The following is a 14,927-nucleotide window of genomic DNA, read 5'->3' as shown; positions in this document are numbered from 1 at the left end:
GCGCTGGTTTAACCCGGCTTAAGCATGCATGGTTTGCAGGCTGTAGACCTTGAGGCCCTCGCCCTGACGCATATACTGCAGACCTTCGACCGCTGCACGCGCACCGGCGATAGTGGTGAAGAAGGTCACGCGAGACGCCAACGCTACAGTCCGAATATGACGCGAGTCGGCAATAGCGTTGCGCCGTTCTTCGACCGTATTAATGACCAGGGCGATTTCCTGGTTTTTAACCATGTCGACAATATGCGGGCGACCCTCGGTGACCTTGTTGACCACCTGTACGGGGATTCCAGCATCGGCAATGGCGGCTGCTGTACCACGGGTAGCCACGATTTTGAAACCCAACGCCACAAGACCGCGCGCTACTTCGACGGCCTTGGGCTTGTCTTGAGCCCTGACGCTGATGAATGCAGTACCCGATTCGGGCAACGTCACACCAGCCGCCATTTGAGACTTGACGAAGGCTTCGCCAAAGCTTTCGCCCACACCCATGACCTCGCCGGTTGACTTCATTTCGGGGCCAAGAATCGTGTCGACGCCCGGGAATTTGACGAACGGGAACACGGCCTCTTTGACCGAGAAATATTTGGGCACGACTTCTTCGGTGACACCCTGATTAACCAGGGTATTGCCTGCCATGGCCCGCGCCGCAATTTTTGCCAATTGCAGCCCTGTGGCCTTGGAAACGTAAGGCACGGTACGCGATGCGCGCGGGTTGACTTCGAGCACGTAAACGTCGCCGTCCTGAATGGCAAACTGAACGTTCATCAGGCCTTTGACATTAAGTGCACGCGCCATCAGACTTGTTTGGCGCTTGATTTCGGCAATGGCGTCGGCCGACAACGAATAAGGCGGCAAACTGCACGCCGAGTCGCCCGAGTGAACACCCGCCTGTTCGATATGCTCCATGACGCCGCCGATAAACACGCGCTCGCCATCGCAGATGCAATCGACGTCGACCTCGGTGGCGTTGTTCAGGAAGTGATCAAGCAATACGGGGGAATCGTTACTGACCTTGACCGCCTCGCGCATGTAGCGCTCGAGGTCTTGCTGTTCGTGAACGATTTCCATGGCACGACCGCCCAGCACATAACTAGGACGAACCACCAACGGATAACCAATTTCGGAAGCCAGGGCCAGGGCTTCGCCCTCGGTACGTGCTGTGCGATTGGGTGGCTGACGCAGACCCAACTTGGTCAGAAGCTTCTGGAAACGCTCGCGGTCTTCGGCAACGTCGATGGACTCTGGGCTGGTGCCGATAATCGGCACACCATTGGCTTCGAGCGCGCGCGCAAGTTTCAGAGGGGTTTGCCCGCCATACTGCACGATCATCCCGACCGGGTTTTCTTTGTGAACGATCTCGAGTACATCTTCGAGGGTAAGCGGCTCGAAGTAAAGACGATCGGAGGTGTCGTAATCGGTGGAAACCGTTTCGGGGTTGCAGTTGACCATAATGGTTTCGTAACCATCGTCGCGCAACGCCAGTGCCGCATGAACGCAGCAGTAATCAAACTCGATACCCTGCCCGATACGGTTGGGGCCGCCACCCAGCACAATGATTTTCTTGCGGTCAGTGGGTTCGGACTCGCACTCTTCCTCGTAGGTCGAGTACATGTACGCTGTTTTGGTTTCGAATTCGGCTGCGCAGGTATCGACGCGCTTGTAAACCGGGCGAACACCCAACTGATGACGGACCTTGCGCACTTCGGCTTCGGAGGTGTCGAGCAAAAAGGCCAAACGACGGTCGGAGAAGCCGCGCCGTTTGAGTTCACGCATGGTGTCTTGGCCAAGGTCGGCCAGCGTCTTTTGTTCGAGCGCCAATTCGATGTCGACAATTTCTTTGATTTGCGACAGGAACCAGAGATCGATCTTGGTCAGTTGGTGAACCTCTTCGAGACTGAAACCCTGGGCGAAAGCATCACCCACGTACCAGATACGCTCGGGGCCGGGCTCACCCAACTCGATTTGCAGCTTTTCACGATCGGTGGTTTTTTGGTTAAGGCCATCAACACCGACCTCGAGGCCGCGCAGGGCCTTCTGGAATGATTCTTGAAATGTACGGCCAATAGCCATAACCTCGCCCACCGACTTCATTTGCGTCGTTAAGCGCGAGTCGGCCTGGGGGAATTTCTCGAAAGCAAAACGAGGAACCTTGGTGACGACGTAGTCGATGGAGGGCTCGAAAGACGCCGGTGTCGCCCCGCCGGTGATCTCGTTGCGCAGTTCGTCGAGGGTGTAACCTACGGCCAGGCGCGCAGCAACTTTGGCAATAGGGAAGCCCGTTGCCTTGGACGCCAGCGCCGACGAACGCGAAACACGCGGGTTCATTTCGATGACGATCATTCGACCGTTATCGGGATTGACCGCAAACTGAACGTTCGAACCGCCGGTATCAACACCAATTTCGCGCAACACCGCAATCGAGGCGTCACGCATGATTTGATATTCTTTGTCGGTCAGGGTTTGGGCAGGCGCGACGGTAATCGAGTCGCCCGTGTGCACACCCATAGGGTCGAGGTTTTCGATCGAGCACACGATAATGCAGTTGTCGGCGCGGTCGCGCACCACTTCCATTTCGTATTCTTTCCAGCCCAGCAACGACTCTTCGATAAGCAGTTCGTTGGTCGGCGAGGCCTCGAGACCGCGACGACAAATGGCTTCGAACTCTTCGGGGTTGTAGGCAATACCGCCGCCCGAACCACCCATGGTAAAGCTAGGCCGGATAACCGTCGGAAAGCCAGACGTGCCGGTATCTTCGGCGATACGGCGCTGTACTTCCCAGGCCTCGTCCATAGAATGCGCTACGCCCGACTTGGCCGATTCGAGGCCAATCTTCGTCATGGCTTCTTTGAACTTCTGGCGGTCTTCGGCCTTGTCGATGGCATGGGCGTTAGCGCCGATCATTTCGACGCCATGCTTGGCCAGAACACCGTGACGTTCGAGGTCGAGCGCGCAGTTAAGCGCGGTCTGGCCACCCATGGTGGGCAACAAGGCATCGGGCTTTTCGACTTCGATGATTTTCTCGACGGCCTGCCAGGTGATGGGCTCGATGTAGGTGACATCGGCCGTTTCCGGGTCGGTCATGATGGTGGCCGGGTTGCTGTTGACCAGAATCGTGCGATAGCCTTCGGCTTTGAGCGATTTGCAGGCCTGTGCGCCCGAATAGTCGAATTCGCAGGCCTGACCAATGATAATGGGGCCGGCACCGATGATAAGAATGCTTTTTATGTCTGTACGCTTGGGCATAATGCTGATTTACTTTTGACCGGCCATAAGGCTGATGAATTTATCGAAGAGCACCACGATGTCGTGTGGGCCGGGGCTGGCTTCGGGGTGACCCTGGAAGCAAAATGCCGGCGCATCGGTGAGCTCGAAGCCCTGCAACGTGCCGTCGAACAACGAAACGTGAGTGGCACGCGCGTTAGCCGGCAAACTGGCGGCCTCGACGGCGAAGCCGTGGTTTTGGCTCGTAATAAAAACACGGCCCGAATCAAGGTCTTGCACGGGGTGATTGCCACCGTGATGGCCGGTTTTCATTTTTAGTGTTTGCGCGCCAAGGGCCAGACCCATGATTTGATGCCCGAGGCAAATACCAAACAGCGGTATTTTTTTCTGGATGGCGACTTGCGCGGTATGAATGGCGTAGTCGCAAGGCTCTGGGTCGCCTGGGCCGTTCGACAAAAAGATGCCGTCGGGATCAAGGGCCAGCACCTGCTCGACCGGCGTTTGCGCCGGTACGACCGTTACACGGCAATTGCGATCGGCCAGCAAACGCAAAATATTCGATTTGACGCCAAAGTCGTAGGCTACAACGTGATACTGATTGCCTTCTGGCTTGGCAAAGCCCTGACCCAATTGCCAGGTACCTTGCGTCCATTCGTGTTGGCTTTTTGTGGAAACGACCTTGGCCAGATCTTGACCCGCCATGCCGGCAAAGCTTTTTGCCAGACGCACAGCCTCGTGGTGATCGGTGCCCACGTAAATACACGCCCCTTGGGCGCCGCCCTCGCGCAAAATGCGGGTGAGCTTACGGGTATCGATACCCGAAATAGCCACGATACCCTGAGCGCGCAGGTATTCGGGCAATGACTGCGTGGCACGGAAGTTGGAAACACGCAGCGAGCAATCGCGCACGACCAGACCAGCCGCATGCACACGGTCGGATTCAACATCTTCGGGGTTGACCCCGGTATTGCCGATATGCGGGTAGGTTAAGGTGACAATTTGACCGCTGTAGCTCGGGTCGGTAAGAATTTCCTGGTACCCGGTCATTGACGTATTGAAAACAACCTCGGCGACGGTATGTCCATCGGCGCCGATAGAGACACCCTTGAAGATGGTACCGTCCGCCAAAGCCAAGATCGCAGGAGAGGACGATGTAATCCCCTCGGGAAGTAGAGACGGCAGCACAGTGAACCCCGGTTATAAAGTCGATAAGTAAACCTTGGAATTATACCTTGAAGAAGCACAGCCTTTCAGTTGCCGCTAAAATCAACCGATATTAGTTTGTGCCGTCACCCCGCGCCCGCGGGGTCTGCTCACCCGCTTTTCGAAGCCAAGCCAATTGTTATCACCCATGCCCAGCCAACTTGAATTACTGCGCCAGTACACCACGGTCGTTGCCGATACCGGCGATTTCGAAACCATGCGCGCGCATCAACCTACCGATGCCACCACGAACCCGTCACTCATCCTGAAAGCCGTTCAAAAAGACACTTACCGGCCACTGCTCGAGCGCACCGTACAAGACTTTCCCCACGCAACGCTGCCCGAACTGACCGACCGGCTACTGGTGGCGTTTGGCCGCGAAATTCTGGCGATCGTGCCCGGCCGCGTTTCCACCGAAGTCGACGCCCGCCTGTCGTTCGACACACAAGCCACCCTGGCCCGCGCACGGGACATCATCCATTTGTACGCGCAAGCAGGCATACCGCGCGAACGCATTCTGATCAAAATTGCATCAACCTGGGAAGGTATCGAGGCTGCACGCATACTGCAGGCCGAAGGTATTGCCTGCAATCTGACATTGCTTTTTTCGCTACCCCAGGCCGTTGCCTGTGCTGATGCCAAAGTGCAACTTATTTCGCCCTTCGTGGGACGCATCTACGATTGGTACAAAAAAGCTGCCGGCCCCCAATGGGACGAAGCTGCAAGCGGCGGCATCAACGACCCTGGCGTTCAGTCGGTCACGGCTATTTTCAATTATTTCAAGCATCACGGTATTGCCACCGAAATCATGGGGGCAAGCTTCCGGAACATTGATCAAATACGAGCTCTGGCAGGCTGCGACCTGCTGACCATCAGCCCCGAACTCCTGAGCCAACTTGCAGACAGCACAGAACCGCTCGCAAAAATACTAGACAGCGCCGCAGCCGCCAAACAGGCCGTGCCCGCGCTAGCGTGTGACGAAATTTCATTTCGGACACAACTTAACGAAAACGCCATGGCCACCGAAAAACTGGCTGAAGGCATCAGGTTGTTTGTCGCCGACGCCATCAAGCTCGACGCACTACTGAACGCGGCGCGGGCAGCCTAGGCGTTACGACGCTCGAGCAGTGCCCATGCCAACGTGCCGGCATCAACGTATTCAAGCTCACTGCCTGCCGGCACACCACGGGCTAAACGCGACACCGTCAACCCGCGGGCGCGCAGCAGCTCGGTCAGGTAGTGGGCCGTAGTTTCGCCCTCGGGCGTAAAGTTGGTGGCCAAAATAACCTCTTTGACCTCGCCGTCACAGGCCCGCTTCAACAAGCGCTCGAATTCGAGCTCGACCGGGCCAACACCTTCTAGCGGTGACAACCTACCCATCAGCACGTAATACAGCCCCCGATAACCGTGGGTAGATTCAAGCGTATTCTGATCGGCGGGGTTTTCGACAACGCACAGCAAAGACGGATCGCGTCGGGGATTGGCGCAGGTTGCGCACAGATCGTCTTCGGTAAAGTTATTACAGCGCTGACAATGCTGAAGCTGCTGCAGGGCCGAGGCAAGCGCCTGCGACAATCGTTGTGCGCCGGCCTGATCGTTTTGCAGCAAATGATAGGCCATGCGCCGTGCCGAGCGCACCCCAACGCCTGGTAACCGACGCAAAGCGTCGACCAAGGCCTTGAGGGGCTCGGGTTCGGGTAGCTGAACGTCCATCAGGGGTAAGCGACTGCGACAATCAGAACGGCAGCTTCATGCCGGGGGGCAAGGGCATGCCGGCGGTGACCGAAGCCATCTTTTCTTGCGATGTCGCCTCGGCTTTACGCAAGGCATCGTTGAACGCGGCAGCCACCAGATCTTCGAGCATGTCTTTGTCGTCGGCCAGCAAACTGGGGTCGATCTGTACCCGTTTGACATCATGGCGGCACGTCATGGAGACCTTGACCAGGCCGCCGCCCGAAGCACCGTCAACAACGATGTCTGCCAGCGCTTCCTGGGCTTTCTTCATGTTTTCTTGCATTTGCTGTGCCTGGCGCATCAAGCCGGCAATCTGACCTTTCATCATGGCATGAACTTCCTGAGATAGAAATTGAATGGATTCATAGGTACCGCAAAACAATGCCGGCGACTAGGCCGCTTTGCTTTGCGGTAAAGGACGAATGGAGCCCGGTATCACCCTGGCGCCGAAATCGGTAACCAAAGCTTGCACCAGCGGGTCGACATCGACTGCCGCCTCGGCATCGCGCTGACGGGCCGCAAGTTCGGCCTGCTCGACGGCATGCGCGGTATCGTCGCCGGTTTGACCATACTCGACCTTGAGCCGGACAACCGTGCCAAAGTGCTCGGACAGCAGTGTACACAAGCGCGCCTGGCCGGCGCTGTCAGCAAACATGCGAATACCGACACGTAAATGAATTTCGTTGTCTTTGACACCGACCCATTCGCTTTGACGGGCCAGTTCAGAGGCCACCCCGGTAGCCGGCAGCGACGCGACGAGCGTCACCCAGGCTTTGCTGTCCATACTGGACAGCCGAGGTGCCCGGCCGCGCCGTGTCGGCGCGTCGGCGGACAAACCGGCCAGAACGTCGGCGGGTATAGGATTGATATCGTCGCCCGGGTCGCGCGACAAAGCGAGATCGTCATAGTTCTCGTCTACACCAGCATCGTACCCCTGCCCCATCATGGCAGCGTCGTCGTAGGCGCCACCCGCAACCATGGTTTCGAAGTCATCCTCGGGAAGAGGATCAACGGTGTCGTTTGAGGGAATATCTTCCCAGGCCGGAATGCCGTCTTCGGCAGAAACCGCCGCTGGCGCGAGGCCGTGCGTGGCAGAGACAGCAGGAGCAGACGCGGCTACCGGTGCAGACACCGACCGGGGGGCTTGCACCAAAGCGGTCTCGATCTCGGCCTCGGTATCAGCCTCGGCATCGCGCTCCGGCATCGCTTGAGACTCTGGGGTAGGCAACGCCACCGATACAGCCGTATCGTCCGACCTGACGGAGTCGTCGACGGCCGGAGGGACGTCTGACTGCGCCGCATTACTGGCAACAGGCGACACACTGGATGCAGGCGCAGCGTTGCTAGCCGACACTGGCGACACGGCGGGTGTCGGCGCTGCCCGGCTGATGTCTACCGGCGATGGCGCGGACTGGGACATTGCAGATGCCGCGGAGCTATCTGCACGGGTAGAAGGGCCGGACGGCGGCGGCAAAGGCTGGCCAGTATTGGCCGGCGCAAGCGACAGCATGCGCAGGCACGCCATGACAAAGCCCGCGTATTCGTCGGGCGCGAGCGCCAGCTCGGAACGACTATGAACCGCTACGGTGTAAAACAACTGGACGAGATCGGGCGGCATGCCGGCGGCCAGGGCAGCCAGCTCGGACGCAACCGGGTCATCGGCCGGCGCAACCCCGGGTACGCGTTGCTCGATCGCAATACGCGACAACAAAATGCACAAATCGGCCAGCGCACCCGAATACGACAAACCACGGGTTGCGAGCTCGTCAGCCACTTCGAGGACCGATTGACCACTACCGGCCACCAAACCCTGCAACAAACGTACCAAATAACGCTGATCGATAGTGCCCAACATGCCACGTACCGCATCGGCCGACAACTGGCCCGCGCTGTAGGCGATAGCTTGATCGGTTAGCGACAAGGCATCGCGCATGGAACCAGAGGCGGCTTGCGCAATAAGGCGCAAAGCGGGCACATCGAAGGGAATGTTTTCGTGCTGAAGTACGCCCTGCAAATGCCCAACGATGGCGTCGGCGGTCATTTGCTTAAGATTGAACTGCAAGCAACGCGACAACACCGTCACCGGAATTTTTTGCGGGTCGGTTGTTGCCAGAATGAATTTGACGTGAGCGGGCGGCTCTTCGAGGGTTTTGAGCATGGCGTTGAACGCATGCCCGGTCAGCATGTGCACCTCGTCGATCATGTAAACCTTGAACCGCCCCACGCTCGGCGCGTATACCGCCTGCTCGAGCAACTGCGTCATTTCGTCGACGCCGCGGTTCGAGGCTGCATCGAGTTCGACATAGTCTACGAACCGGCCTTCATCGATTTCGACGCAAGCGCGACAGTGGCCACACGGATTCGCCGTAATGCCGGTTTCGCAATTTAGGGATTTAGCCAGCAGCCTGGACAGCGTTGTCTTGCCAACGCCACGCGTGCCGGTAAACAGCCACGCATGATGTAGACGCTGGGTCTCGAGGGCGTGGGTAAGGGCCCTGACCACATGATCCTGGCCAATGAGGGTGTCAAACGAGCGGGGCCGCCATTTGCGCGCCAGTACCAGATATGTCATTAAGTGTACGTATCAATGAAGAGGCGAGCCTGACTTCGGCACTGGTTCTGAACGACTATGGCTGCTTCGTTCCCGACCTGACCAGGTTTGCCGTCGAACCATGCGAAGGGGCCCGCCAACAAGCAGTTTAACAGGATTTTCAATCGTCGATCCAAATGTCGGCGCGCGGAAAATAAAGTGCCGAACGTGCGGGCCGACCATCGAGCGCACTGACCTGAGCACGGTAGCGCGCCATCTGTTCGGCGTAGCGTACCCGCATGCGGTCGGCAAACTGATCGGCAGACTCGCCGTCTTGAGGGCGGCCGGTTTTATAGTCTACAACCAACCAGCCCTGCTCGTCGGATACAGCCAGGTCGATAACCGACACGCGCCCCGAGACGTCAAGTAAAGACCATTCGCGATACGCTTTGGCCAAACCCAGCAGCCAGCGGCCACGCGCACTGCTCAAGGTCGCTTCCAATGTTTCACAAACTGCGGCCGCGGTGGCATCAAGGCGATCGCCGGGCACACCGGCTCGCGACAACTGACGCCGAACCACAGGCTCCTGCGCCCTGACACCCTCGACGGTCCACGTGTCGGCACCCGCTTTGCCCAAGCGCTCAAGCCAGGCGTGTGCCACCGTCCCGACAAGTGCATCTTCATTAAGCGCCTGCGACCATTCCCAGGGCCGACCAGCATCGCTCGATAAAGCAAATACCGACTTGTCGGGCGCCGGCAACGCCCTCGACGGCAGGCGCAACAACGGTCGGCCATCGGTAGCTGCATCAATGACGCCCGCGAAACTACCGGGCGACATCGCCGTAATCTCGGGTGCTGACGGCGGTGAAATATAGGGCCAAAGCCGGCTCAACAAGCTACCCGCCCTGGGCGCCGCCACTTCGCCGTTTTTATCGAGCGAAAGCTGGGCGACAAGACAGAGTTGATGCCGGGCACGGGTGGCCGCCACATACAACAAACGGTCAATTTCATACGCCGATCTTTTTTTCTCGCGCTCACGCAAATAAGTCGTAATCGGATCGGCCTGCTCGGACGCCTTGGGCCGGATCGGACCAATCAACAAGCGCCCTTCGCTGAACTCGAAATGCACCAGTCGCTGACTATCGCTGGTCGCGCCATGATGCAACCCCATCAAAATGACGGTATCGAATTGCAAGCCTTTTGACTTGTGAATCGTCATGACCTCAACCGCAGGGCCGGCCTGATGCCCTGGTTTAGCGAACAGTTTATCCAACTGGATTTCAAGCTCGGCAGGGTCCAGCCCGCCAAACGGAGCCAGCCTTTCGATCAGACGGAAAAAAGCCTGGCTGTCGGCCTCGTCGTCCTGGGTCGCATAAACCACGCTACCGCCCAGCTGCTGCCAAGCCGTTTGCAGCCAGGAAGCAAACGGTACAACGCCCTCATCGTTAGTCCGGTCAAGCAACACGGCCGCCGCGTGCAGCACGCGCTGATGCTCATCCTGGTCCACCCCCCAGGCGGCCGGATCGTCGTCACGCACATAGTCGGCCAGCATCAACGGCGCAGGTCTAGAAGCCTCTTGACCAAACAGCGCATGCAGGGTGTGCAAACGCAAGCCGCACAAGGGCGAACGCAACACCGAAAGCCAAGCCAGCCGGTCACCCGGATGAGACAACGCACGCGCCAACTGCACCAGATCGGCCACCACTTGACGGGTCTTCAATGACACCAGTTCAACAGCGCGACACGGGATACCCTGGCTTGTCAATTGACGGACAACGTCTTTTAAATGGCTGCGCGCACGCACCAGTATGGCGACGGGATGCCCGCTGTCTGGGTTGCGTGCCAAGGCGTCACGCGCGAGCTGCACGACTGTTTGAGCGGCTTCCTGCATGCCCGACTCGTCAGCGCCTTCCTCGCCAACCGACCATACCGGATGAAGGGAAACGCCCAACCCATCAAGCGGCGGATTGAATGCCACAGAAGACGAATAAGGAATCGCCCCTAGGCCAATATGAGGCGCCGCCGGGAACAAGGGCCCGAAGACGCTATTGACCCAATCAACAACTGACGTTTGGGAGCGAAAATTGGTCGTTAATTGAAGCGACGTCAACGGCACCTGTCCCAAGCCCGCTTCTCGCACCTTCAAGAACAGCCCAACCTCGGCCTTACGAAACCGATAAATGGACTGCATGGGATCTCCCACCAAAAAGAGGGTCCGACCGTCGTCGGGCATCCACCCCGACGTCAGGCGTTCCAGCAACTCTATCTGCGCCTGGCTGGTGTCCTGAAATTCGTCCACCAGCAAATGGCGAATAGCGCCGTCTAGGGACAGCAACAAGTCAGTCGGGTCGTCGGCGCTACCCAACGCACGCAGCGCCCGTTGAGAAACCTCGATAAAGTCGACTTCGCCCGCCTGTGAAAACTGAACCATCAGTTGCGCCCAGGCCAACCGAAGCACCTCAAGCAGGTCACTCAGCACGTCAAGCTGCCAGTCTTGATACCCCTGAGCAGGCGCCGTCCGGATTTCAGCCAGCGCAGACACCCAAGGCTCAGTGCCGTCAAAATGCTGAAGCCAGGCCATAAAGGCGGCTCGGTGATCCGACTTGGCCTCGAAGCCGGTTGCCTTGTTGACTGTCTTGCGCAGACGCCCGTCTTTGGTCAGCAACAATGCAGCCAAGGCCTGCCATCGAGGCAGATCGGCCTGCGATGTGTCAAACGGCGCGCCACTCCAGTCCACCAACGGCAAGACCTCTGGCATCTTCCCCTCCTGAGCCAGAATGTCTGCTGCAGTTCGGCAAGGCACTGCCAAGTCGTGCGACCACCCCACCGGCATAAGCACGGCCAGGCGCGCGACGTCTTCGTCAATAGTTTCAGCCAGAAACCTGGATAACAACCTCGCGTCACTGCCGGCATCGAGCAACGGCATCCACTGGTCGCGACTGCCCAGCATTTCGGCCAGCAAAGTCTCGGCCGCGCGCAGATCAACGTCGAGGTGCGCCAGCACCCGCGCCACTGACTCGACATCGTCAACCAGTCCTATCGTTGCCTGCGCCGCTTCGCGGTAATACCGACCGGCGTCATCACACACCCCAGGCATTCCGCCCATTGTGCTTAGCCATGGCATACCCCTGACCAAATGCGCGCAGAATGCGTCGATCGTCCGGATGCTAAGCCGTGCTGGATACTGCAGCAATTGCCACCCCATCTGACGATCACGCTCGATGGCCGCACGCGCCAGCCGCCAGCTTTCACGGCGATGCGCCTCGGGCGGCTCCGGCCCCAAGCCTTGCCCCAGCTTCAATAACACACGGGCGTGCATTTCCGAGGCGGCCTTACGCGTAAAGGTAATGGCAACAATTTCCTCTGGTCGCTCAACCGTAGCCAGCAAAGCCAAAATACGATCGGTCAATAGTTCGGTTTTTCCGGAGCCTGCCGGCGCCTGCACCAGGAACGAACGTTGCGGATCGAGCGCTTGCTGTCGCGCAGCGGCATCGTGAATGGGCTCAGACATTAGCAACCCCGTCCTCATTCAATCTTAAAAAGGGCAACACATCACAGTAATCAAGATCGGTCTTCTTCTCGAACCGGTTACGGGCATCGCCTCGAATAAAGTCGCTGGCCAGACCCTCGATGGCCTGACGCCAGCGTGCCAGCACAGCAGACCAATCCAAGCCCTCGAGTGCGGGCCAATCGGAAACTGACGCCAGACCGGGCACGCCAACGTCGGCGTCAGCCAAGCCTCGGACCTGACAGCCTTTGGCATGCAACTGCGCCAGCACTAACGCCCCCACCTGGGCATCGTTGTCGGCAGCCCCCATGACTGCTGCATAAAACGGCAACTGTAAATCGACCAATCGCAGACGCGACCAGTTAGCTTTAGGGTCGATATTGCCGTTACCCGTTTTGTAATCGAGGATAGCCAAACTGCCATCGTGCATTCGATCGATACGATCAAGCCGGAGCTTCAAACCAAGCGGGCCAAACTGCCAGACCACCGGCTGCTCAAGCGCTTCGATGGCAAACGGCGTACGGGCCTGCTCCAACGCGAGCCATTGCAGCACAACCGCGCACCCACGCCCTTGCTCAAGCCGCTTCAACGTATCGCCATAACCCGCCAGATACTCCTGGGCCGCAACAGCCGTGGCCTCATCAACAATCGATATCAATTGCCCTTGTATTACGGCGTCATGAAGGGCATCTTGATGACCCAAACGCTTCCAGACAAGCTCCAGCGCCCGATGCATGAACAAACCTCGTGCATTCTGATCTGCCAATTGTCCATAGTCAGGCAACTGCGACGCCCCTAGTCGATACTTGACGAAGGCCCAGAGCGGATTACGCGATTGATAATCAATGAGTGATATCCCTCCTGGCACGACCGCGTCGGCCTGCAACGCAGGACCCAGGTCGTCGACCACGGACTCCAGGCGGATGCCCACGCTTAAAGGCAAAGGCTGAAGATAATCGGGTATTGCGGCTTCATAAGTTTGCGCAATGAAGGGACTTGGCCGCAACTCGCGCTCACCTTCGTGCTCTGCATGACTGAAACACACCTGCGGCGCCAAGCGGCACAAGTCCTCGAACAGTACCCCCGCCCATTGCAACTCTCGTTCGGGCGTAGCGCGAGGCGCACCCGCATGGCGCAGCACATGGGCCGGCAGCAAAGGGTTCGGACGCGTGGCCGCCGGTAAAATCTCATCGGTCAGGCCAAGTACCCAAACGCCGTCCCAACTGCCGCCCTCGGCTTCGAGCAGACCCAACACATCAAGACGAGCCGATGGGTCGCGCTGGGGCTGAAACAAGGTTTCGTTCACCAATCGAGTCAACAAACCAACGGCCTTTGCAAAGGACACTTCGCCCCAGACGACGTCGTACTGGCCTAACTGCCCCAAGGCGCGGTCAAAAGCTTCGAGGGTTTGAAACGCGGCGCTGCCTGGGGACTGCCCGGGAAACCCCAACCTACCCAACAGGTCACGAAATTTCGCCGCCCAGGCATGCAAACCCAGACGGCTGCGATCAGCCATGAGTACATCAACGCACCCCAACCAGGCTTGATGCAATTGCGGCGTGACATTGGCCAACATGCCGGTGAACTGGGGTAACGATATCTGGATAACCGATTTGTGACGCCAATCGGCATCGAGCCGTGCGCGCGCCGCGGCTTCGGCATGAGCCCCCACACAAGCGCCTGCCAAAAGCGCCGCGCCCAGTTGACGCGGTGTAGAAACACCTGAAATACGAAAATCGGCAAGCACACTGAGCCATGCCAACGCAGCTCGTACCAGCGGCCACTGCGCCAACGGACGCGCTACAGCGACGTTGTAGCCTTCGGCAGGCGGCAAAGTCAGTCGCAACGCGCGATGCGCCAATGCGATATCCGTCTCAAGGCGGCTGGCCACGATGGCATAACGGCCGTGGGGGTTTTCTTGTAACCGATGCTTGGCCCAACGTGCAGCGGCCCACCACTCTTGGTCGGTGTCGGGTAAAACGTAGCGCATCCGCGCACCCGCAGACGACCGCCTGCCCTGCAACACCAAGCAATGCACGCCACGATGTGCAAGCGCTGACAACAAAGTGGTCATCCGGGGGGACAACTCATTGAAACCAGCCAATACCAGGGTCGTAAAATCAAGCGGCAACACCCCCGTTGCAGCGGCATCACAGACCCGCCCAATGCTAGCGTTCACATCCTCTGCATCACGTTCGGCAAGGCATTCGGCGTAACGGCTTTGCCAAAGCGCAAACCGCTGAAAATCGTGCGTCTCGGCGGCGGTATCAACATGAAGCTGCCATTCACTCATCAGCGTGTCGGCCTCGGCGGCCAGTCGTGCCGCCATACTCGTATCCAGCAACGTATCGTCACCCTCAACCGACTCGATGACTTGCTGCCAAAGACCGCGCGCCGCAAAAACATCAAGATAGTGCGCAGGTGTACCGGCCTGAGGCAAAAACGATAACTGATCTGCCGCCTGCCGGAACCACGCCGCCAGCGGCACTATGGCGGGCAAGGGCATCACACGCCGATCATCGCGCAGCGAATCCGAAAGCTCAGATAACAAACGACGGGCATGCCGGTTGTTTACCGTCAACACTAACGTCTGCTGGCTGTCCATTTCCAACAATTGTGCAAGCGTCGTGATGTCCAATGAATCCAAATCAGTTACAGTACTTTGCATGGCTGCGGCCCGGTTCAGAAACCGGCAGTTTACCGTGTCGTTCATGGTCGTTCGCTTCC

General features: G+C 58.5%; 8 protein-coding genes and 1 other RNA gene. 1 reads left to right on the top strand and 8 read right to left on the bottom strand.

From position 1 onward, the window contains the following. Positions 1-18: 18 nt before the first annotated feature. A complete protein-coding gene (carB, locus tag CHR62_RS02945; protein WP_093970624.1) occupies positions 19-3,246 on the bottom strand; it encodes a carbamoyl-phosphate synthase large subunit in 3,228 nt (1,075 codons plus the stop codon). A 9-nt stretch (positions 3,247-3,255) separates the two neighbouring features. Further along, a complete protein-coding gene (gene carA / locus CHR62_RS02940) occupies positions 3,256-4,410 on the bottom strand; it encodes a glutamine-hydrolyzing carbamoyl-phosphate synthase small subunit (RefSeq protein WP_370318036.1) in 1,155 nt (384 codons plus the stop codon). Between the two features lie 166 nt (positions 4,411-4,576). Between carA and tal the strand changes: the two genes are divergently transcribed. Continuing rightward, positions 4,577-5,536, top strand: coding sequence for a transaldolase (gene tal / locus CHR62_RS02935; protein ID WP_123659986.1), 960 nt, complete (start codon positions 4,577-4,579; stop codon positions 5,534-5,536). On the opposite strand, the gene recR is transcribed toward tal, so the two are convergent. The 6 genes from recR to CHR62_RS02905 form a co-directional block, all read right to left on the bottom strand. Then, positions 5,533-6,141 (bottom strand): recombination mediator RecR, encoded by a 609-nt coding sequence (gene recR, locus CHR62_RS02930; protein WP_123659985.1) that lies wholly within the window; start codon positions 6,139-6,141, stop codon positions 5,533-5,535. The two genes, tal and recR, sit on opposite strands and share 4 nt — an antisense overlap. Positions 6,142-6,163: 22 nt before the next feature. Further along, positions 6,164-6,490 carry a YbaB/EbfC family nucleoid-associated protein gene (locus CHR62_RS02925; RefSeq protein WP_093970621.1) on the bottom strand — a complete coding sequence of 109 codons (327 nt, stop codon included), beginning with the start codon at positions 6,488-6,490 and terminating at the stop codon, positions 6,164-6,166. 63 nt (positions 6,491-6,553) lie between these two features. After that, a complete protein-coding gene (locus CHR62_RS02920) occupies positions 6,554-8,734 on the bottom strand; it encodes a DNA polymerase III subunit gamma/tau (RefSeq protein ID WP_123659984.1) in 2,181 nt (726 codons plus the stop codon). 19 nt (positions 8,735-8,753) lie between these two features. Next, an RNA gene (gene ffs / locus CHR62_RS02915) (signal recognition particle sRNA small type) lies at positions 8,754-8,851 on the bottom strand. A 22-nt stretch (positions 8,852-8,873) separates the two neighbouring features. Further along, a complete protein-coding gene (locus CHR62_RS02910) occupies positions 8,874-12,203 on the bottom strand; it encodes an exodeoxyribonuclease V subunit beta (protein ID WP_123659983.1) in 3,330 nt (1,109 codons plus the stop codon). Next, positions 12,196-14,913: a PD-(D/E)XK nuclease family protein gene (locus CHR62_RS02905; RefSeq protein WP_233574844.1), complete on the bottom strand. Its 2,718-nt coding sequence runs from the start codon at positions 14,911-14,913 to the stop codon at positions 12,196-12,198. The genes CHR62_RS02910 and CHR62_RS02905 overlap by 8 nt, the downstream gene beginning before the upstream one ends. Positions 14,914-14,927 lie beyond the last annotated feature (14 nt).

This window comes from Pusillimonas sp. NJUB218 (assembly GCF_003788685.1).
Classification (GTDB): Bacteria; Pseudomonadota; Gammaproteobacteria; order Burkholderiales; family Burkholderiaceae_B; genus Neopusillimonas.
The sequence above is the reverse complement of the archived record's forward strand: the minus strand, read 5'-3'. Positions and strand labels throughout refer to the sequence as shown.